Source organism: Teredinibacter franksiae, assembly GCF_014218805.1.
Lineage (GTDB): Bacteria > Pseudomonadota > Gammaproteobacteria > Pseudomonadales > Cellvibrionaceae > Teredinibacter > Teredinibacter franksiae.
The window spans coordinates 1,311,250-1,332,761 of the sequence record NZ_JACJUV010000001.1 but is presented as its reverse complement, the minus strand read 5'-3'; the positions used below and the strand labels follow the sequence as shown (position 1 = coordinate 1,332,761).

Here is a 21,512-nt window from a genome sequence, read left to right as displayed (position 1 = left end):
AATGGAATTATATGGACACCCTAGCAACTGAAGTTATCCAGTCTATCGTTGACTCCAATTGCGAGGATATATTTGCTTACTTGGGCTGCCATGAAATAGACGATGGTCAGTGGGCGTTTCGAGTGTATCTACCAGAAGCAGAAGATGCCGAAATTTTTGATTATGATTCAAAAAAGCTGTTGCTTAAGCTCACAAAAGTACACGGTGGCGGGTTCTTTTCTGGGGTACTCAAGGCTGAGCGTGTGCCGAAGTATTTGATTAACGGTTGCTTTCAGGGGCAGTGGCTACTGCAAGAAGACCCCTATCGTTTCGCTTCAACGCTAGGTGAGCAAGATTTATATCTATTTGGTGAAGGTACGCACGAGAATGCCTATAACTTTATGGGCGCACAATTAAAAACTATCGATGGCGTAGGCGGGTGTAGCTTTGCGGTTTGGGCGCCGAATGCGAAACGTGTATCGGTTGTTGGAGACTTTAATTTTTGGGATGGTCGAAAGCATGGAATGCGTAAACACGTACCCAGCGGTATATGGGAAATTTTTATTCCCGGTGTTGATGAAGGCGCACACTATAAATTTGAGCTGAAAGCTTCTGACGGTAGTTTGTTGCCGCACAAAGCGGACCCCTACGGTTTTTACGCCCAGAATCCACCGGAGCAGGCCTCCAAGGTTTACAACAACCGGCGTTACCAGTGGAAGGACGATACCTGGAACCAGCGCAAGTACCAGTACACGAAGTGCGATAAACCTATATCAATATATGAAGTTCATCTCGGTTCCTGGCGGCGTGTTCCTGAGGAAAATAATCGATATCTCAGTTACCGGGAGTTAGCGGAGCAGCTTATCCCGTATGTAAAAGAGCTGGGTTTTACGCATCTGCAGCTAATGCCGGTAAGCGAATACCCGTTCGATGGTTCCTGGGGGTATCAACCGATAGGTCTTTTTGCGCCCACTAGTCGTTATGGTACGCCCGATGACTTCAAATATTTTGTTGACCAATGTCACCAGGCTGAAATTGCCGTATTAATTGACTGGGTGCCGGGCCATTTCCCAACGGATCAACATGGGCTAGGCCAGTTTGATGGTACTCCCCTGTACGAGCATGCGGATTCTAGGCAAGGATTTCACCCAGACTGGAATACCTTTATATACAATTACGGCCGGAAAGAAGTTAGCAATTACCTCATGGCAAATGCCCTTTTTTGGCTGGATGTGTTTCATATCGATGGCTTACGAGTAGATGCGGTGGCTTCGATGCTGTACCTAGACTACAGTCGAAATGACGGCGAATGGGTACCCAATTGTTACGGCGGTCGTGAAAATTTAGAAGCCATTGATTTTCTCCGGCATGTAAACGTGCGGGTCTATAAGAATTTTCCCGATGCGATGATGGTAGCTGAAGAATCCACTGCTTGGCCTGGCGTATCTAAACCGGTTGAATTTGGAGGACTCGGTTTTGGCTTCAAGTGGAATATGGGCTGGATGAACGATAGCCTGGATTACATCTCAAAGCAGCCGGTGCATCGTCAGTTTCATCATCATGATATGACGTTCAGCCTTTACTACGCGTTTAGTGAAAATTTTATTTTGCCATTGAGTCACGATGAAGTGGTACACGGTAAAGGTTCAATTTTAACGAGAATGCCTGGTGATACCTGGCAAAAATTTGCCAATATGCGCGCGTACTATACCTTTATGTGGGCGCATCCAGGTAAAAAGCTATTATTTATGGGGTGTGAATTTGGCCAGGGCCCGGAATGGGATCATGACAATAGTTTGTGCTGGCACCAGCTAGCACTCACAGAGCATCAGGGGTTACAGAGACTCGTTCGCGATTTAAATCACTTGTACAAATCAACGCCTGCACTTTACGAAGCGGATGGTGAAGAGCAAGGTTTTGAGTGGGTGGAAGCCGATGATCGGCACAACTCCGTGTTTGCCTTTTACCGCAAAGCAAAAAGTGCTTCTAGCAAAGTACTCGTTATTTGTAATTTCACACCGGTGGTGCGTGAAAACTACCGCGTTGGCGTTAGTGAACAGGGGGTTTACAGTGAAGTTTTAAATACTGATAAATCTGATTACGGTGGCGAAAACGTGATAAACCCCGAACCTAAGTGTTCGGAGCCTGTGCCTTGGCATTATCGGGATCAATCAATTCAAGTAACTTTGCCGCCTTTAGGGGCTGTTATATTAATGTGCGAATAAAAATTATGAACATAGGCCTTCGAGAAAATCAGTTGTAATGAATAACTTTACTGCTAGCAAAAACTTTGAGACAAGAGATGGATACGCCCACACTATGGGCGCTACCTGTGAAGCCAGCGGCGTGAATTTTGCTCTATTCTCTGCTCATGCTACCCGCGTAGAGCTCTGCTTGTTTGATGAGATTGGTCGTGTAGAAGTGGCACGAATCGAAATGCCTGTTTGTACAGATCAAGTTTGGCATGTTTTTGTTGAAGGTGTTGGTTCGGGCACCCTGTACGGATATCGTGTGTATGGTGCGTATGATCCAAATCGAGGTCATCGATTTAACCCCGCAAAATTATTACTCGATCCGTATGCTCGATATATAGATGGTGAATTTCGCTGGTCATCGGGTGTATATGGGTATGATACCGAAAGCCCCGCGCAGGATTTGGAAATCGACACTCGAGATAACGTCGCAGAGGTTCCAAAGTGTGTTGTTGTTTCCGATGCAGACATGACCTTAGACGATTTACCCGAGCCGAACACCAATAGGCCTGAAATTCCGCCGAATAAAACCGTTATTTATGAAACCCATGTAAAAGGCTTTACACAATTAAATTTGGATGTTCCTGCGGGGGATCGCGGTAGTTTTGCTGGTTTCTGTCACCCTGATGTACTGAAATACATTCGTGACTTAGGGGTGACAACAATCGAATTGTTACCTATACATGGTTTTATCGATGAGTCATTTATACAGAATCATGGCTTATCGAATTACTGGGGTTACAACACGCTCCATTTTTTTTCCCCTCATACCGGGTATACGGTGAGCGGTCATCCTAGAGAATTTAAGCGCATGGTCAGCGCCATTCATGAAGCCGGCCTAGAGGTTGTACTTGATGTGGTCTATAACCATACGGCAGAAGGTAATCACTTAGGGCCAACACTCAGTTTTCGGGGTATCGACAATGTGTCCTATTATTGCCTGCAAAACCAAGATCAACGCCTTTATGTAAACGATACCGGTTGTGGTAATACGCTGAATGTTCGCCATCCTCGGGTATTGCAAATGGTGATGGATAGTTTACGTTATTGGGCCGATAACATGGGAGTAGATGGTTTCAGGTTTGACCTCGCCACAGTTCTTGGTCGAGAGTCATATGGCTTTGACCCAGGGGGTGGGTTTTTCGATGCGGTACGGCAAGATCCTGTGTTGGCAAAAGTAAAACTTATTGCAGAGCCTTGGGATATAGGTCCGGGGGGTTATCAGTTAGGTAATTACCCTAGCGGTTGGAGTGAGTGGAACGATCGTTATCGCGACACCTGCCGACGCTTTTGGAAAGGTGACCCAGGGGTGCTACCAGAGTTTGCTCGACGCATCCATGGTTCAAGCGATTTGTTTGAGCATTCGGGGCGCGCACCATCCTCTAGTATTAATTTTATGACCAGCCACGATGGGTTTACGTTGCACGATCTAGTTACTTACAACGATAAACACAACGAAGCAAATAAGGAGCACAATCGCGACGGACATCATGCGAACTTTAGTGCAAATTACGGCGTAGAAGGTGAGACAGACGATATAAATGTAAATGCGACACGCCAGCGGCAGCAAAGAAATATATTCGCTACCCTGATTTTTTCACAGGGAACGCCCATGCTATTGGCGGGTGATGAACTAAGCCGAACACAGGGTGGCAACAATAACGCTTATTGCCAGGATAATGAAATTAATTGGCTTGAATGGCGCGACAAGGAAAAAAATGGGGATCTGCATTCCTTTGTTCGAAATGTTTTGGCGTTGAGGAAGCGGTTGCCCCTGCTTACTTCTACCCATTATATTCATCGGCCGGACGAACCTGAGAGCGAGATTAAAAGTGTTGTACGGTGGGTTAGTGCGGCCGGTGAAGATATGCGAGAAACACATTGGACCGAGCAGAATGTCCATACCTTAGGCTGGGTGCTTGAGCAGTACCCCGTCATTTGTCCCATCCCAGAGGAAGGGCAGTCGGTGAAAAGATTGACAGGATTAAAGTCGCGCATACTTTTATTATTTAATGCAGGGAAAACCGACGTGGAGTTTTGCTTGCCGGTTGGTACGCCCGATCTCGACGGTGTTGAAGCCCTTTATTGGCACGAAGAACTCGACACCTTTGAGCCTGACGGTATCCCAAAAATTAATCGTCAGGCGAAAGGTGCTACGGTGCATTTGCGCGCACAGTCTATGCAAGTGCTCGTAGCAAAATTTGATAATTAGCTGAAGCTCATGAAGTAGTGAGGAACGTCGTTATGGATAAAAAATTGTCAGAGTTTGTGCTCAGCAATGATCACAGCCAGGTAGCAGAAGACTTACATCGCCATTTTAATTTTACCCTTGGTCGGTTTAATACAGACGACCTCAGTGGCTACATGATGACCGCGCTCGCACTTACCGTTCGTGACCGGTTGATGGAACGCTGGCGCGTAACCAAAGCACACGAAGATGGTGCGAAAATCCGAAAAGTCTATTACCTTTCTTTGGAGTATTTATTAGGTCGAAGCCTTGGAAATGCAATTTTAAATCTCAATATGCAAGACTCTGTTCGTCAGGCTCTGTCTGAATTCAGTGCAAACTTAGAAGATATTGAGATGGAAGAAAAAGATGCCGGATTAGGGAATGGCGGTTTGGGGCGGTTAGCCGCCTGCTTTATGGATAGCTGTGCAACGCTGGGTTTACCGGTAATTGGCTATGGTATTCGCTATGAATATGGCATGTTTCAGCAAAAATTTCTGGAAGGAAAGCAAATTGAGCAGCCCGATCACTGGCTAATTGCGGGTAACCCATGGGAAATTGAGCGAAATAGGCATACGCGGCGTGTAAAGTTTTACGGTTATTCAGAATACTATACTAATGACGCTGGAAAACTTTGTGCTCGCTGGACCAATACCCAAGATGTGTTGGCTGTGCCCTACGATATGCCCATTCCTGGATACAAAAACGACAAGGTCAATACGCTTCGATTGTGGAAAGCGGCTGCGACTGAAGAATTCAATTTGCAGGAATTCAACGAAGGTGATTATGCCGATGCTGTGGCCCAAAAAAATCTGGCTGAGCAAATCACCATGGTGCTTTATCCTAATGATGCTAGCGAAAACGGAAAGGAATTACGGCTGCGGCAGCAGTATTTTTTGGCGTCCGCTAGCCTTCAGGATGTCTTAGACGATTGGGTATTGGAACAAGGGGATGGCTTTTCCCAGTTTGCCGAGTACAACTGCTTTCAATTGAATGATACTCACCCCACATTGGCTGTTGCCGAGCTTATGCGCCTGCTAATGGATGAAAGAGGCTTGGGTTGGGATGAGGCCTGGTCTATCACAACCAAAACCATGGCGTATACCAACCACACACTGTTACCTGAAGCACTGGAAAGGTGGTCGGTACGTTTACTAAAAGAGTTGTTGCCTCGCCTTTTGGATATTATTTACGAGATTAATGCACGCTTTCTCGCGGTAGTGGCCCATCGTTGGCCCGGAGATGTATCGCGTCAACAGCGTATGTCAATAATTGAAGAAGGTACCGACCCTCAGGTGCGTATGGCGTATCTTGCCATTGTGGGAAGCTACTCAGTTAATGGTGTAGCAGAATTACATTCCAAGTTGCTTACTACGGGTTTGTTTCGAGATTTTTACGAGCTGTGGCCAGAAAAGTTTAATAATAAAACTAACGGCGTGACGCCTAGGCGCTGGCTGGCCCATTGTAATCGTGGTCTGGGTGATTTGGTTACCGAAGCTATTGGCCCTGGATGGAAAACAAACTTACAAGAGCTTGAGAAGCTTCGGCCATTGGCTGAAGATTCGACCTTCCGGCAGAGATGGGCCGACGTTAAGCGCATGAATAAAGAGCGATTGCGTGAGCGAGTTATACAGAAGTGTAATGTGAAATTTGAGCTGGATAGCATTTTTGATGTTCAGGTTAAGCGTATTCACGAGTACAAACGACAGCTGCTGAATATCCTACATGTTATACATTTGTACGACCGCATTACCCGCGGTGATACAGAGGGTATCGTTCCTAGAAGTGTTTTGTTGGGAGGAAAGGCTGCGCCGGGTTATACCATTGCTAAATTACTTATTAAATTTGCGAACAATGTTTCAACGGTCATAAATTCGGACAAAACTGTAAATCCTTGGCTGAAGCTGGCATTTCTACCGAACTATCGTGTTAAGTCGATGGAAATAATTTGCCCTGGTACAGATTTGTCAGAGCAAATTTCAACGGCAGGTAAGGAAGCATCGGGCACCGGAAATATGAAGTTCATGATGAATGGTGCTTTGACTATTGGTACCTACGACGGCGCCAATATAGAAATTTTGGATGCTGTGGGCGATGACCACTTTTTTCTTTTCGGCTTGCGAGTGGAAGATATTGCAGAGTATGGTCTGCATAATCAGCCCAACATGATTATTGAACAAGATGAAGATTTAAAGCGTGTATTGCGATTGATTGAATGTGGTCATTTTAGTTTATTTGAACCGGGCATTTTTGAACCTATCTTACAGACGATTCGAAATCCCCATGACCCGTGGATGGTTGCTGCGGATTTTCGTAGTTATATCGATGCACAGGAACGTGCCGCGCAAGCATACAGCGATGAAGACAGCTGGTTCCGTTCAAGTATATTGAATACGGCCGCCAGTGGCTATTTTTCCAGTGACAGAACAATAGCGGATTACGCTCGAGAAATTTGGAAGCTTTAATTTAATTGGCTGCCGGTCGTGAGCCTGATTTAAAAAGTGTACGGTGCAAAAACAGTACACTTATCTTTTCGGACAATGGAGGAAACTGATGTTAGATCCGAACTCTCGTTATGTGAGCCGTTTGACTAGAGACACCATGGCTTTAATATTGGCTGGTGGTCGTGGTAGTCGATTACATGAATTAACGGACTGGCGGGCTAAACCAGCGCTGCACTTTGGCGGAAAGTTTCGTATTATCGACTTTCCCCTGTCGAATTGCGTAAATTCGGGTATCCGAAAAATTGGTGTGCTTACACAGTACAAGGCGCATTCACTTATTCGACATTTGGTGCGTGGGTGGAGCCACTTTAAAAAAGAACTGGGTGAATATGTTGAAATTTTGCCAGCATCTCAGCGCTATTCACCTAACTGGTACCAGGGTACTGCAGACGCAATTTACCAAAATTTAGATATTATTATAGAGGAAGCACCGAAGTACGTTATCGTACTTTCTGGCGACCATGTATATCAAATGGATTACGGTTCAATGCTGGCGTATCACGTCGATAAAGGAGCGGACCTCACCGTATCTTGCATCGAAGTGCCCCTGGATGAGGCTGCGGGTGCCTTTGGTGTTATGACTGTCAATAATGACAACCGAATTGTCCAGTTTGATGAAAAGCCGAATAATCCCACCGAGCTTGAAGATTTACCCGGTATGACTTTGGCATCTATGGGTAACTACATTTTTAATACTGAGTTTTTGTGTGAACAGCTAAGAAAAGACGCGGAAGACCCAGACTCTGAGCATGACTTTGGCAAGAATATTATTCCGTCTATTATAGATAGCTGTAATGTGCGTGCGTACCGATTCCGTGACCACGATACCGATGAAGCGTCTTACTGGCGAGATGTAGGTACATTAGATTCTTTCTGGGAGGCCAATATGGAGTTGGTTTCTCCATCGCCACAGCTGAATTTGTACAACCATGATTGGCCAATATGGACCTACCAAACACACTTACCCCCTGCGAAATTTGTCTTCGATGACGATGATCGTCGTGGCTATGCCGTTGATTCTATGGTTTCTGGTGGTTGCGTGATCTCCGGTGGGCGGGTTCAAAAGTCGTTGTTGTTTTCTGATGTGCATGTCCACTCTTTTACAAGTATCGAAGAGTCGGTATTGTTACCTGAGGTGGAAGTTCATCGTCACGCAAAAATAAGGCGTGCAATTATTGATACTGGCTGTGTCATTCCTGAGGGAATGGTTATTGGGCATGATCATGAGCATGATGCTGCGCGCGGCTTCCGGGTTACTAAAAAAGGTGTTGTATTGGTGACGCGTGAAATGCTGAGCCAAAAACTAGCCGTTCGATAAATTTAGACTATATGACAGATAAGAAACACATTTTGATGGTTGCTGCGGAGAATGACTTTCTTCCCGGTGCCAAAGTAGGGGGGGTGGCGGACGTGTTGCGCGATCTACCTCCCGCTCTGGTTAAGCAAGGGCAGAGCGTGGACGTTGTTGTTCCTTCTTATGGATTTCTAGCACGCTTACCGGGTTTGCGCACAGTGGCTGAGTTCGACGTCCATTTTGCGGGCTTTGGTCAGCGGGTAATGCTACTTAAAACTGAGCAGAGTAACGGTGGGGCGGTTAACTATATAATGCATAGTCCGGCGCTTGCACCTAAAGGTGAAACGGTATATTGCAACGATAGTTACGGGCCTTTTGCGACGGATGCAACTAAGTTTGCTTTCTTCTGTGCTTGTATTGCTAAAGCCTTGAGTGAGGGAATTTTTCCGCGCCCAGATGTGATTCACTGTCATGATTGGCACAGTGCTTTTTTATTAATACTACTTCGGTTTTTACCCGAGCTGGAAGCCTTCGGCAATATTCGCAGTGTATACACCATCCATAATTTGGCTATGCAAGGGGTTCGTCCGTTTCGAGATGACGATTCTTCCTTTGAGAGCTGGTATCCCAGCCTTCATTATAACGGCCAGCTAATCTGCGACCTTCATAATCCGCACTGTGTAAACCCGATGCGAGCGGCCATTCTATTAGCCGATAAGATTCATACTGTGTCGGCGACATATGCCGATGAAATATTGCAAACGTCGGATCACGCAAACGGAATATTTGGCGGCGAAGGTTTGGAAAGCGACCTGTGTGTACGAGCGCAGCAGGGCGATTTACTAGGCATTATAAATGGTAGCGAATACCCCAAAGGTGCTCGTTATGCTGCCCCGGCAAAAAAGAAAGTTTTGAGTTTGGCTCAGAATGCGTTGGTGCTATGGGCGAGTAAGCAGTCGCACATGTCGAGTGCGCATTTTGTAGCCGAAAAACGCCTTCAGCATTGGGCTTTGAAAAAAACACGGGGGTTTACACTTACCTCGGTGGGGAGAGTAACGGACCAAAAAGTAAGGCTGTTGGCTACTTTTGTTGCGCCGGGTAAAACAGCGTTGGAGGCAATGCTGGATAGCCTTGGCGATAAAGGGCAATTTATTTTACTTGGCAGTGGAGAGCAGCACTACGAAGAATTTTTACTCGGGGTGAGTGGTCGCCATGAAAATCTTATATTTCTTAATGGTTACTCTCACGAGCTGTCATTAAATCTGTATCGCTACGGGGATCTGTTTGTTATGCCCAGCTCCTTTGAACCTTGCGGCATTAGCCAAATGCTATCGATGCGCGCGGGGCAGCCTTGCCTGGCAAATCAGGTTGGAGGTTTAAAAGATACTATTAAGTCGAATGTAACAGGCTTTTGTTTTGCTGGAGAAAATGCCGTAGCTCAAGCCAAGGCACTGGTAGAAGCGTTTAATCAAGCGAAGACTTTATATGAAACCAAACCTGAACAGTGGAAAAAAATAGCCACTGCTGCTGCAGATGTACGCTTTACCTGGGAGCAAAGCGCCCGTCAATATGTGGAGCAACTCTACGCTTAATCAGAGGTTTAATGACCCTTTTCAAGCATCGGTTTCAAAAAGGTGCCCGTATGCGATTTTTTACTGCGGGCAACTTTTTCTGGTGTTCCTTCAGCAATAATTTGTCCGCCGCCGCTGCCGCCTTCGGGCCCTAGGTCAACAATCCAATCGGCTGTTTTAATTACATCCAAATTGTGTTCGATTACAATAATCGTATTGCCGTGATCGCGCAGGCGATGCAGTACGTTGAGTAACTGTTGAATGTCGTGAAAGTGTAAACCGGTTGTAGGCTCATCGAGAATGTAGAGTGTTTTTCCAGTATCTCGTTTGGATAATTCTCGACTGAGCTTTACCCGCTGTGCTTCACCACCGGATAGTGTGGTGGCTGCTTGCCCTAGTCGAATGTAAGACAGGCCCACATCCATGAGTGTTTGCAGCTTTTTTGCAATTGACGGTATTGCATCGAAAAATTCTCGCGCATCTTCTACTGTCATGTCCAAGCACTGGTGAATATTTTTGCCTTTGTATTTTATCTCCAGTGTTTCTCGATTATAGCGTTTACTTTTGCATACGTCGCAGGGAACGTAAACGTCCGGTAAAAAGTGCATTTCTACTTTTACTAAACCATCGCCCTGACAGGCTTCGCAGCGACCACCTTTTACGTTGAAACTGAAACGACCTGGCTTATAGCCGCGTGAGCGTGCTTCTTGCGTGCCAGCGAATAGTTCGCGCATGGGCGTGAAAATACCAGTGTAGGTAGCGGGATTGGAACGTGGGGTGCGGCCAATGGGGCTCTGGTCTATATCGACACATTTATCGAGTTGATCGAGGCCTTCTACGGCTTCATGGGCAGCCGGTGTAAGCGTGGTCGCGCCGTTTAGGGCCGTTGCCGCCAGCGGGTAAAGGGTTCTATTGATTAGGGTGGACTTTCCGGAACCAGAGACACCGGTAATGCAGGTCATTAGGCCTATGGGAATCTGCAATGTTACATTTTGTAAGTTGTTACCCGTTGCTCCTGAAAGCACCAAAGATTTTTCGGTATTCGGTTTATGACGAATTTTGGGCACTTCGATTTTTTTCCTACCGGAAAGGTAGTCGGCGGTAATGGAGTTTTTTGCTTTGATAATCTGTTTATAGGTTCCCGCTGCAATAACTTCTCCGCCGTGTACTCCGGCTCCTGGGCCGATATCGACAATATAGTCTGCGGCGCGAATAGCTTCTTCGTCGTGCTCTACCACAATAACGGTATTGCCTAGGTCTCGAAGATGGGTGAGGGTGTGCAGCAGGCGATCATTATCTCGCTGGTGTAGGCCAATGGAAGGTTCATCGAGAATATACATAACACCTACAAGGCCCGCGCCAATTTGACTGGCCAGTCGAATACGCTGTGCTTCACCGCCGGAGAGTGTTTCAGCGCTGCGATTTAACGAAAGGTAATTTAGCCCCACATCAACTAAAAAACGGAAGCGGTCGCGGAGTTCTTTTAGGATTTTTTCTGCAATTTCTTGGCGGGCGCCGGTAAATTGCAGATTTAAAAAGTACTCGTGTGCATCTCCAACGGGGAATTCGGTAATTTCTGGTAGCGTTTTATTGTCCACAAACACATGGCGAGCGTCTTTTTTTAGTCGGGCCCCGTCGCAGTCGGGGCATTTCATGGTACAAAGATATTTAGAAAGTTCGTCGCGTACCGAGCTGGATTCAGTTTCACGGTAACGGCGCTCGAGGTTGGGGATTACGCCTTCAAAAGTATGGTTACGGTGGTAAGTGTCACCGCGATCATTGGCATAACTAAAATCAATACTTTCACCGTTGGAACCATGCAAGATAACTTCTCGATGTTTTTTTGCTAGTTTGCCCCAGGGCTTATCGATATCAAATCCATAGTGTTCTGCGAGCGAGGTGAGCATGTGAAAATAATAAAGGTTACGTTTGTCCCAGCCCCTAATGGCCCCTTCAGAGAGTGAAGATTCTGAAAACTGAACAAGCTTTGTTTCGGCAAAAAACTGTTTTACACCTAAACCGTCACAGCCGGTACAGGCCCCGGCGGGGCTGTTAAACGAAAACAGGCGAGGTTCCAGCTCTGCGAGGGAGTAATCACATATGGGGCAGGAGTGCTTGGCCGAAAATACCTGGTCGTTTTTGTCGCCTTCCATGTCGGCAATAATGGCAATGCCATCGGCTAGGGCAATGGCAGTTTCGAACGACTCAGCTAATCGTGTTTGTATGTCATCGCGAATTTTAAAGCGATCTACAACTACTTCAATTGTGTGCTTTTTACGTTTATCGAGGTCGGGTAAATCGTCCAAGTCGACAACGATGCCATCGATTCTTGCGCGAATGAACCCGTCTCGCCTCAAACCATCGAAAACGTGAAGATGCTCTCCCTTGCGCTCACGAATGATGGGTGCAAGAAGCATAGTTTTACTGCCCTCGGGAAAGGCCATTACCTGATCGACCATTTCAGAAACCGTTTGTGCTGCTAGAGGCTCTGCGTGTTCTGGGCAGCGGGGCTCGCCTACACGGGCGAACAGCAAGCGCAGATAGTCGTATATTTCGGTAATGGTACCAACGGTGGACCTAGGGTTGTGCGAGGTGGATTTCTGTTCTATTGAAATTGCCGGGCTAAGCCCTTCGATATGGTCAACATCAGGCTTTTCCATCATCGATAAAAATTGGCGGGCATAAGTCGAAAGAGACTCAACGTAGCGGCGTTGGCCTTCAGCGTAAAGCGTGTCGAAGGCGAGCGAGGATTTACCCGAGCCGGAAAGGCCGGTTATCACGATCAGCTTGTCTCGGGGTAAATCGATATCGACATTTTTGAGGTTGTGGGTGCGCGCACCACGTACAACGATGGTATCCACGTTTATATAATCCGAATTGGTTGGCCAGCGAGCCGGAAATTATACGCGTAACGGGTGAAGAAAGCTTAGCGGTGTTGGACGGCGAGTTGTGTCAGTGTTGGACGTGCCGGTTTTTCACGGCATAGAGCATATGTACTGGCGTTTTTGGTATTAGTGCATCTGTTTACATCGCCGTTTTCGGGCATTGGTGGCCTTCATGGCATTAGTACATCTGTGTACATCGCCGTTTTCGGGCATTCGTGGCCTTTGCGGCATTGGTGCATTTGTGTACATCGCCGTTCTCGGCCTTTGCGGCATTGGTGCATTTGTGTACATCGCCGTTCTCGGCCATCCATGGCCTTCACGCCATTAGTACATCCATGTACATAAAAAAACCCGGGTCGCGATGCGAGCCGGGTTTGATTTTTTATTGTGATTTACTTAGTCCTCGAGATCGTCCATATCACGAACCCAATTGCTCGCTTCAAGACGGTTTCGAACACCAATTTTTTTGTAAACATTATAAAGATGGCTTTTAACCGTATGTTCACTTACTGATAGCGCTTCAGAGATGTCGGCGTTGGTAGCGCCGTCTTTAATCAATTTTAAGATTTGTTTCTCTCGCTTGGTCAGTTTGACATTTGGACGTTTAATATTGCTGGGGGCTTTGCGGTTTTTGTCCAAGAAAGTATGGAGCAAACGGCGAGGCACCCAGAAATCACCCTCAAGAAGGCATTTTAGTCCGCGGATGAGCTGTTCCTGCTCGGAATCAACATAGAACAAACCGGAGACGCAGGGCCAGTCTAGGAGTGTTTCCTGTTCGCTCTCGTACTCGGCGTTGAGTAGGGCGGCTGTTACATTGTCAAAGGAATTCTGGGTTTTGCGAACGGAATCGCTTAGGGCTTCGAGGTCCTGGCCGTTGCAATCGATCAGAAGGATATCGATATTGCTGGGAACTGAATCTATTTCTCGATGAACACTGCATTCCAATTTCAGTTCTTCGCCAATTAATTTGGCCAGCAGGCCGGTTTGCAAGCTGCTGTTGGCTGAAAAGAGAACGATATGTTGACCTTGTTCCGCGGTGTCTGACTCTAATATAGACACATCATTACCTGATTTTTTGTTAACTGGACTTCCGTTCAAGCACTGCTCGGAAGCGCTGACTTATTGTTGTTATCATCCCCTGTCTCGGAGATTCATCGATCATTGTAACTCAAAACCGATAGATGCAGTACCAAAAAGACTTATTAAATAGGTGCCAGCACCCGTGTAAACCCAACCTTTAGTGCGGGAAATGCGATTGCTCGAGGGGTTTTTTGCTCTAAAAGCGGTAAATACATCGTTTTTAAATTCATACTTACTTGTACATAAAACGATCTGTGCTGGCCGGGAGTGTTTATTTGCGTACATGAGAATGTGTATCGCTCGACATTGGCTGCTAGAATCGCCCTCTTTTTTCAAACCAGAGGAAAATCTACATTGCATTCGCAAGTTAGAACCGTGGTGTCGCTGGCATTGTTGTATGCGTTCCGAATGTTGGGCCTGTTTATGGTTCTGCCGGTGCTCATGCTCTACGGCACGGGCTATGGTGGTTCTTCGCCGTTCCTTCTGGGCATGGCGTTGGGCATATACGGGTTAACGCAGGCTATTTTGCAAATTCCCCTTGGTTTATTGTCTGATATTTGGGGTCGTAAGCCCGTAATCTTTATTGGGCTCGCGGTGTTTGCCTTGGGCAGTTTGGTGGCGGCAACGGCCAGTTCGATTGAAGGGTTGATTGTTGGTCGAGCCCTGCAGGGGAGTGGTGCGATAGCAAGTGCAGTAATGGCGATGGTCGCCGACCTTACTTCTGAAGAAAATCGCACCAAAGCTATGGCGGCCATCGGCGCGTCTATTGGCCTGTCTTTTTCTGTTGCCATGATTATAGGGCCCGGTATTGCTTCGCTGTGGGGGCTGTCGGGAGTCTTCTCTCTGTCGTCTGTGCTAGCTCTGGCCGGTATGCTTATATTGTTATTCCTCGTTCCCAGGCCTCCCAAGGCTCCTGCGTCCCATAGAGATAGCGGCGCAGTGCCGGCGTTAATATCCAATTGCCTGCGTAATGGCGAGCTTTTGCGATTGAACTTGGGGATATTTGCTTTGCACTTTGTGCTAATGGCAGCTTTCGTTGTGGTTCCCCGACTGCTTGAGCAGACGTATGGCGTGGCGCGAGGTCATCACTGGCTGGTGTATCTGTTGCTTTTGGGTATCGCTTTTATAGTGATGTTGCCAATTGTTATTTTTTCTGAGAAGCGGCGAAAAATTAAACCCGTGTTTATTGGTGCGGTTGCGGCACTCGTGCTGAGCTTGCTAATGCTTGGGGGAACTGAGCTGGGTATGGTTACTTGGTTCCTCACGTTGCTGTTGTTTTTTACGGCGTTCAATCTATTGGAGGCAAGCCTGCCGTCGCTGGTAAGCAAGCTTGCCCCGGCCGGGGGGAAGGGCACGGCGATGGGGGTATATTCCACTTGCCAATTCCTTGGTGCCTTTGCCGGTGCGGCTAGCAGTGGTTGGATGTTGCAAAGTTATGGTGCGGCGCAGGTGTATATGCTGGCAGCGGCTGTGGTTGGGGTTTGGCTGTTATTTGCTGTGTCGATGAAACCGCCCAAATACCTCAGTAGTTTAAGTGTTGGTGTGGTTGGTGAATTCAATGCCACGGCGGATATTCTGGCTGTTGCTGGCGTGGAAGAAGCCTTGCTTGTGCAAGAGGACGAGCTGCTTTACCTTAAAGTGGATAAGCGTGTGTTCAATGAGGCAGAATTAAAGCAGGTTCTGCAGGCGCATGGTCAATCGCCGGATGAATAGCGTGAGCCAATCCGTTAGAATCGACGACCAGATTTGAGATTAAAAATACAGGAGAAATATCGTGGCCAGCAGAGGCGTGAATAAAGTAATAATAGTGGGCAATTGTGGTCAGGATCCAGAAACAAAATATATGCCTTCTGGTGGCGCGGTCACTAATATCAGTGTTGCAACATCGGAAGCTTGGAAAGACAAGCAAACAGGCCAGCCGCAAGAGCGTACAGAGTGGCATCGTGTTGTATTTTTCAATCGTCTTGCAGAAATAGCCGGTGAATACTTGCGTAAGGGCAGTAAAGTGTATGTAGAAGGTGCGCTGCGTACACGTAAGTGGCAGGGCCAAGATGGGCAGGACCGCTACACAACTGAAATAGTCGCCAGCGAGATGCAAATGCTCGATACCCGTGCTTCAGGCGATAGCCAAGCATACGGTGGCGGCTACCAGCAGGCTGCTCCAGGGCAAGCACCATCGGCTCCTCCCCAGGCGGCTGCGCAACAACCGATGCAGCAGCCGGCTCACCAGCCTACGCAACAAGCTGCTCAACAACAAGGGCATCAACCTCCCGCCGCAGCCCCGCAGCCTTCTACGGCTTCACATGCGGCGCCACCGCCCGCCATGGATAGTTTCGATGATGACATCCCGTTCTAGAGGTCACCTAGGGCTAGTTTTGGTCCATTGGAATAATAAGGGGCGTCATTGAGTTACCGTATTCTCGTTAAAGGGGCGGAGTTTGATTTCGCCAATATGTTTTTGGGGGTAATGGAAGATTACCCTTTCGTGCTGCTTACGCCTTCGGCCGAGAGTTTGGATTGGTCTGACAATACCGCTGTGCTGGGTTACTTTAACGAGAAATCCCCTAGTTTAGTTATCCAATTTCCGTTCAAGTGTAATACGGCCAGTGAGGACGACATTGCAGCAGCGGAAGCACTTGCAGAGGCTTGCGCTTCTAAATCTGTACCCTTTATTCAGCTCTCTTCGTTCTGCGTTTTTGGTGAGGCCTATAGCTCAGCCGGAGTCGGAGAAACGGCAGAGCCTGCGCCTGAAGACGGGGTCGGCTTGCGGCTGTTACGTATGGAGCGCGCGGCGTTGCTATGCCCCGTTGCAATCGTGTTGCGCCTGCCTTGGGTTACGGACCTCGTCAAAGGCTGTCTATTTGACCGACTAATGCCACAACTACTGGAAAATAGTCTGCCGCCTGTTTCAGATCATCATCGTTTTAACCTTGTGTCTGCAGGCTTTGTTGTGAGAACGCTTATTGCGCTTATTCACCAGGTTTTCTGTGGTGCAGAGAACTGGGGGGTTTTCCACCTTCGCAGTTCGGATATGAGCTCAGAGGCTGAGTTTGTCGATGCCACAATACGAATATTGCACTCGGAGGCTGGTTTGAAGCTGGATATGCCGCAAGTGATTTCAGGCAAGGAGGAGGGGCGTTTATTGGTGGGTAGTGGCAACCTTAACGGTTGTCGCTGTACCGACGATTTCGGTGTTCAGTTTCCTTCCTGGCGACACGGATTCAAGTCCCATGTACGCCGCTGGCTGCACGATCACAAGCTAGTACCGGATTTACGTCAAGTCGCGCGTTGAATAGGGTTTAGCGCCATAGTTAAAAATATTTGAATAAGCAGTAGACATAAAAAAAGCGCCGCAAGGGCGCTTTTTTGCCTTCTATGGCTTTTAGCCTTCGAACTTCTTAAATATTAGTGTGGCGTTGGTGCCGCCGAAACCGAAGCTGTTGGACATTGCGATGTCAATATTGGCTTCTTTCATTTCCTGAGCGATATTTAGCCCTTCTGCATCCGCATCAAGTTGCTCAATATTGGCAGAACCGGAGACGAAGCTGTGTTGCATCATCAGCAGTGTGTATATCGCCTCTTGAACACCTGTGGCGCCTAGGGAGTGGCCAGTAAGTGACTTGGTTGAGCTGATGTGTGGTGTGTTGTCGCCAAAAGTCTCTCTAACTGCACGTAGTTCCGCTAGGTCACCCACAGGAGTACTGGTGCCGTGTGAGTTAATGTAGTCGATTGAGCCGTCGACGGTGGCGAGGGCTTGCTTCATACAGCGTACAGCACCTTCGCCGGAAGGGGCGACCATGTCATAGCCGTCTGACGTTGCGCCATAGCCAATGAGTTCGGCGTAAATTTTTGCTCCGCGAGCCTGCGCGTGCTCTAGTGATTCAACAACCAGACAGCCGCCACCGCCGCCAATAACAAAGCCATCACGACTGGCGTCGTAAGGGCGAGAGGCCGTTTCTGGTGTGTCGTTGTACTTGGTCGAAAGGGCTCCCATAGCGTCGAACAGGCCGGTAAGTGTCCAGTGCTCTTCTTCGCCGCCACCGGCGAAAACGATATCCTGTTTCCCCAGTTGGATCAGCTCCATCGCATGACCTATACAGTGGGCGCTGGTGGCGCACGCAGACGAAATGGAGTAGTTAACGCCTTTGATTTTGAAGGGTGTTGCCAGGCATGCGGAGGTGGTACTGCCCATCGTTTGGGTTACGCGATAAGGGCCTGCGCGTTTTACGCCGCGGCTGCGAATGGTATCAGCTGCATCCACCACGCTAGAGGTTGTTGCGCCACCGGAGCCAACAACAAGGCCGGTGCGCTCGTTAGAGACCTGATTGGCCTCAAGGCCCGAATCGGCAATTGCCTGCTCCATGGACAGGTAGGCGAAGCCAGCGGCGTCGCCCATAAAGCGCAGTACTTTCCGGTCGATATAGTCGCTGAGGTTAATATCGACGCTACCACTGACTAGGCTGCGAAAGCCATGCTCCTGATAGCTTTCATTAAAACGAATACCTGACTTGCCTGCTTTCAGTGAAGCCAGTACGGTTTTGATATCGGTACCTATGCATGACGCAATGCCCATGCCGGTAATAACCACGCGTTTCATATTCATCCTCGTATTCTGTTTGGAAGCCGCTGTTCTATGTCAAGCTGCGGCGTAGCAGGGCTCTGTTTTAGCGCCCGTTAAAAAGTGTCGGTATTACTGAATAGGCCAACGCGTAGATCTTTTGCGAAGTAAATTTCTTTGCCGTCGACAGCAACGCGTCCATCGGCGATGCCCATAATCAGTTTACGCTCGATAACGCGTTTAAGGTGAATATGGTAGGTAACCTTGCTCGCAGTGGGTAAAATTTGCCCAGTAAACTTTACTTCGCCAGCACCAAGCGCGCGGCCTCTTCCAGGGTTGCCTTTCCATGCCAAAAAGAAGCCGACTAGCTGCCACATAGCATCCAAGCCTAAGCAGCCTGGCATTACCGGGTCTCCGGGGAAGTGGCAGTCGAAGAACCACAGGTCTTCCTTAATATCCAGTTCGGCAATTATTTCGCCTTTGCCGTATTCACCGCCTGTTTGGCTGATCAGTTTAATGCGATCAAGCATCAGCATATTGGGAACGGGTAATTGTGCGTTGCCCGGCCCGAACATCCGGCCGTGCCCGCAATCAAGCAATTCTTCCAGAGAGTAGGACGATTTTGGTTCAAAAGAGTTCATGGCAATGCAGTTTCCATAGGCTGTTGAGGTGAATAAGCGGGATTCTCCGCTTCCCGAAAAAGGCGCCATTCTACCCTCTGTATAGTGCATGTCCAGTAACCTAGCGAGCAGATTGTCGATTCCTTGTGCCAGAAGCCTATCCTGGCAGCGTTTGGAACATGAAAGTCACAGGGAGTGTGGTATATTTCGTGCTGCTATTTTTGAGGGCGCTTACAAAGGGTGGCCCAATATTTCACACGATGTTCATAAGTTACACAAGGTAGAGTTTACTATGATCCGCAAATGTTTATTCCCTGTCGCAGGCTATGGCACGCGATTCCTGCCCGCAACTAAATCCATGCCAAAAGAAATGTTGCCCGTGGTTAATAAGCCATTGGTGCAGTATGGCGTAGAGGAAGCGCTGGAAGCAGGGTTGACTGAAATTGGGTTTGTTACTGGCCGTGGTAAGCGCGCCATTGCCGATCACTTCGATGTTAGCTACGAACTGGAACATCAGATCGCAGGTTCCTCCAAGGAGCAGTATTTGTCGTCGATTCGCGATGTAATGGCTCATGGATCTTTCTCGTTTACCCGTCAAAGCGAAATGCGTGGCCTGGGAGATGCCATTTTGAATGGTCGCCGGCTGATTGGCGATGAGCCCTTTGGTGTTGTGCTGTCAGACGATCTTTGCGTTGCCGACGAGGGTGTACTCTCTCAAATGGTGAAACTCTACAACCAATTTCGTTGCAGTATCGTTGCGGTGCAGGAAGTGCCGGAAGCTGATATCAGCAAATTTGGTGTGATCGCGGGCGAACAAATAAAAGACGGTATCTATCAGGTTAATGAAATGGTGGAAAAGCCCGCGCCGGAAGATGCACCGAGTAATCTTGCGATAATTGGCCGCTATATTTTAACGCCAGATATTTTTGAAATTATCAAAAATACGCCGCCGGGGAAAAATAATGAAGTTCAGCTTACCGATGCATTAATGACGCAGGCCAAAAACGGTTGTGTGCTTGCATATAAGTTTAAGGGGCAGCGATTTGACTGCGGTTCTGTTTCAGGGTTTGTCGATGCGACGAACTTTGTGTATCAAAATATTTATTCTGAAATATAAGGGCGGGTAGTAGCTAAATGAAAATTGATATTACGTGTTTTAAAGCCTACGACATTCGTGGCCGTGTCCCGGAAGAGTTGAATAATGATGTGGCCTACCGCGTAGGGCGGGCATTCGTAGAGTTTTTAGATGCTAAGAGCGTCGTGGTTGGTCACGATATTCGTCTCACCAGCGCCGAGCTGACCGACGCCTTGGTTAAAGGCATTACCGAAGCCGGTGCGGATGTCATTCATATTGGGCAAGTGGGTACGGAGGAGGTGTATTTTGGCACTTTCCACCTGGGCGTAGACGGCGGTATTTGCGTGACGGCTAGCCACAACCCTATGGACTACAACGGTATGAAGCTGGTCCGCAATGGTTCTAGGCCTATTTCCGGCGATACCGGCCTTGTCGATATTCGAGCAATGGCAGAGAAAGGCGATTTCAAAGCGTCAGCCAAAGTGGGCAGCGTAGAAAAGCGTGATATTCGCGCAGACTATATTGAGCACCTGCTTGGCTATGTCGATACCACTCAACTGAAACCGTTGAAAATAGTGTGTAATGCCGGTAATGGCGGTGCAGGTGCCGTTTTAGATGGTTTGGAACCGCACCTGCCGTTCGAATTTATTAAAGTACATCACAACCCTGACGGTTCTTTCCCTAATGGTATTCCCAACCCCATTCTTCCAGAGAAGCGTGGGGCGACGATTGATGCGGTGAAAGAAAGTGGCGCGAATCTTGGGTTTGCCTGGGATGGAGATTTTGATCGATGCTTCTTCTTCGATGAAGATGGCACCTTCATCGAGGGCTACTATGTCGTTGGCTTGCTAGCGGATGCGTATCTCAAGAAAAATCCGGGAGCCAAGGTTGTTCACGATCCGCGCTTAACCTGGAATACCATAGATTTGGCTGAAGCTGGCGGTGGTAAAGCCATTGAAAGTAAAACGGGTCATGCCTTTATCAAAGAAAAAATGCGCGAAGAGGATGCTGTATACGGTGGTGAAATGAGCGCGCATCACTATTTTCGTGACTTTGCCTACTGTGATAACGGCAACATTCCTTGGTTATTGGTAACCGAACTTATGTCCCGAACAGGTATGAAATTGTCGGAGCTGGTCAATGACCGCATCGCCAAATTCCCCTGCAGTGGTGAGCGCAATAATACCGTAAATGATGCAGCAAAAATTATTGCGTCTATTGAGGAACACTACAAACCCACAGTTAAAGTACTGAAAAAGGTCGATGGTTTATCGATGGAGTTTGATCAATGGCGTTTCAATATTCGTTCTTCCAGCACCGAGCCGGTATTGCGTTTGAATATTGAGAGTCGTGGCGATCAGTCGCTTATGGAAGCAAAAACGGAAGAGCTTTTGCGGTTGGTGAAAGAGTTTGACGCCTAAGGCTTTAAGCTGCAATACGACTAACAATAATTAAAAAACCGGCGCA

At 47.9% G+C, this 21,512-nt stretch carries 15 protein-coding genes; 11 read left to right on the top strand and 4 right to left on the bottom strand.

The features are described from left to right. Positions 1–11: 11 nt before the first annotated feature. The 5 genes from glgB to H5336_RS05330 all read left to right on the top strand — a co-directional run bounded on the left by glgB (position 12) and on the right by H5336_RS05330 (position 9,848). Positions 12–2,204: a 1,4-alpha-glucan branching protein GlgB gene (glgB, locus tag H5336_RS05350; RefSeq protein ID WP_185232116.1), complete on the top strand. Its 2,193-nt coding sequence runs from the start codon at positions 12–14 to the stop codon at positions 2,202–2,204. A gap of 37 nt (positions 2,205–2,241) precedes the next feature. Further along, on the top strand, positions 2,242–4,443 hold the full coding sequence (gene glgX / locus H5336_RS05345; protein WP_185232114.1) for a glycogen debranching protein GlgX: 2,202 nt from the start codon (positions 2,242–2,244) through the stop codon (positions 4,441–4,443). A 32-nt stretch (positions 4,444–4,475) separates the two neighbouring features. Further along, the gene (locus H5336_RS05340; RefSeq protein ID WP_185232112.1) at positions 4,476–6,923 is read left to right on the top strand and encodes a glycogen/starch/alpha-glucan phosphorylase; all 2,448 of its coding nucleotides are present in this window, start codon (positions 4,476–4,478) and stop codon (positions 6,921–6,923) included. Positions 6,924–7,011: 88 nt separating this feature from the next. Further along, the gene (glgC, locus tag H5336_RS05335; RefSeq protein ID WP_185232110.1) at positions 7,012–8,280 is read left to right on the top strand and encodes a glucose-1-phosphate adenylyltransferase; all 1,269 of its coding nucleotides are present in this window, start codon (positions 7,012–7,014) and stop codon (positions 8,278–8,280) included. 11 nt (positions 8,281–8,291) lie between these two features. Beyond that, on the top strand, positions 8,292–9,848 hold the full coding sequence (locus H5336_RS05330; protein ID WP_246439036.1) for a glycogen synthase: 1,557 nt from the start codon (positions 8,292–8,294) through the stop codon (positions 9,846–9,848). An 8-nt stretch (positions 9,849–9,856) separates the two neighbouring features. Here H5336_RS05330 and uvrA read toward each other — a convergent pair whose 3' ends face one another. Further along, entirely contained in the window at positions 9,857–12,688 is a 2,832-nt protein-coding gene (gene uvrA / locus H5336_RS05325) for an excinuclease ABC subunit UvrA (protein ID WP_185232108.1), read from the bottom strand. Positions 12,689–12,884: 196 nt separating this feature from the next. Here uvrA and H5336_RS05320 point away from each other — a divergent pair, with 196 nt between their 5' ends. Beyond that, on the top strand, positions 12,885–13,040 hold the full coding sequence (locus tag H5336_RS05320; protein ID WP_185232106.1) for a hypothetical protein: 156 nt from the start codon (positions 12,885–12,887) through the stop codon (positions 13,038–13,040). A gap of 68 nt (positions 13,041–13,108) precedes the next feature. On the opposite strand, the gene H5336_RS05315 is transcribed toward H5336_RS05320, so the two are convergent. Continuing rightward, entirely contained in the window at positions 13,109–13,771 is a 663-nt protein-coding gene (locus H5336_RS05315; RefSeq protein ID WP_185232104.1) for a LuxR C-terminal-related transcriptional regulator, read from the bottom strand. Between the two features lie 375 nt (positions 13,772–14,146). On the opposite strand from H5336_RS05315, the gene H5336_RS05310 reads away from it, so the two are divergent. From H5336_RS05310 to H5336_RS05300, 3 genes are all read left to right on the top strand, one after another. Continuing rightward, positions 14,147–15,505 carry an MFS transporter gene (locus H5336_RS05310; RefSeq protein ID WP_185232102.1) on the top strand — a complete coding sequence of 453 codons (1,359 nt, stop codon included), beginning with the start codon at positions 14,147–14,149 and terminating at the stop codon, positions 15,503–15,505. Positions 15,506–15,566: 61 nt separating this feature from the next. Then, positions 15,567–16,148: a single-stranded DNA-binding protein gene (gene ssb, locus H5336_RS05305; protein WP_185232100.1), complete on the top strand. Its 582-nt coding sequence runs from the start codon at positions 15,567–15,569 to the stop codon at positions 16,146–16,148. Positions 16,149–16,196: 48 nt separating this feature from the next. Next, positions 16,197–17,084, top strand: a complete 888-nt coding sequence (locus tag H5336_RS05300; protein WP_185232098.1) for a sugar nucleotide-binding protein — start codon at positions 16,197–16,199, stop codon at positions 17,082–17,084. 90 nt (positions 17,085–17,174) lie between these two features. Here H5336_RS05300 and fabB read toward each other — a convergent pair whose 3' ends face one another. Continuing rightward, positions 17,175–18,389: a beta-ketoacyl-ACP synthase I gene (fabB, locus tag H5336_RS05295; protein ID WP_185235646.1), complete on the bottom strand. Its 1,215-nt coding sequence runs from the start codon at positions 18,387–18,389 to the stop codon at positions 17,175–17,177. A 77-nt stretch (positions 18,390–18,466) separates the two neighbouring features. Continuing rightward, entirely contained in the window at positions 18,467–18,991 is a 525-nt protein-coding gene (fabA, locus tag H5336_RS05290) for a 3-hydroxyacyl-[acyl-carrier-protein] dehydratase FabA (RefSeq protein ID WP_185235645.1), read from the bottom strand. Positions 18,992–19,262: 271 nt separating this feature from the next. Here fabA and galU point away from each other — a divergent pair, with 271 nt between their 5' ends. Beyond that, positions 19,263–20,087 (top strand): UTP--glucose-1-phosphate uridylyltransferase GalU, encoded by an 825-nt coding sequence (gene galU, locus H5336_RS05285; protein ID WP_185232096.1) that lies wholly within the window; start codon positions 19,263–19,265, stop codon positions 20,085–20,087. A 17-nt stretch (positions 20,088–20,104) separates the two neighbouring features. Next, on the top strand, positions 20,105–21,466 hold the full coding sequence (locus H5336_RS05280; protein WP_185232094.1) for a phosphohexomutase domain-containing protein: 1,362 nt from the start codon (positions 20,105–20,107) through the stop codon (positions 21,464–21,466). Positions 21,467–21,512 lie beyond the last annotated feature (46 nt).

Bases quoted from the DNA above. Each gene is read 5' to 3' on its own strand.
- glgB (WP_185232116.1), top strand. From the start codon at position 12: ATGGACACCCTAGCAACTGAAGTTATCCAGTCTATCGTTGACTCCAAT.
- glgX (WP_185232114.1), top strand. From the start codon at position 2,242: ATGAATAACTTTACTGCTAGCAAAAACTTTGAGACAAGAGATGGATAC.
- fabB (WP_185235646.1), bottom strand. From the start codon at position 18,389: ATGAAACGCGTGGTTATTACCGGCATGGGCATTGCGTCATGCATAGGT.
- H5336_RS05280 (WP_185232094.1), top strand. From the start codon at position 20,105: ATGAAAATTGATATTACGTGTTTTAAAGCCTACGACATTCGTGGCCGT.
- H5336_RS05340 (WP_185232112.1), top strand. From the start codon at position 4,476: ATGGATAAAAAATTGTCAGAGTTTGTGCTCAGCAATGATCACAGCCAG.
- glgC (WP_185232110.1), top strand. From the start codon at position 7,012: ATGTTAGATCCGAACTCTCGTTATGTGAGCCGTTTGACTAGAGACACC.
- H5336_RS05330 (WP_246439036.1), top strand. From the start codon at position 8,292: ATGACAGATAAGAAACACATTTTGATGGTTGCTGCGGAGAATGACTTT.
- galU (WP_185232096.1), top strand. From the start codon at position 19,263: ATGATCCGCAAATGTTTATTCCCTGTCGCAGGCTATGGCACGCGATTC.
- fabA (WP_185235645.1), bottom strand. From the start codon at position 18,991: ATGAACTCTTTTGAACCAAAATCGTCCTACTCTCTGGAAGAATTGCTT.
- H5336_RS05320 (WP_185232106.1), top strand. From the start codon at position 12,885: ATGGCATTAGTACATCTGTGTACATCGCCGTTTTCGGGCATTCGTGGC.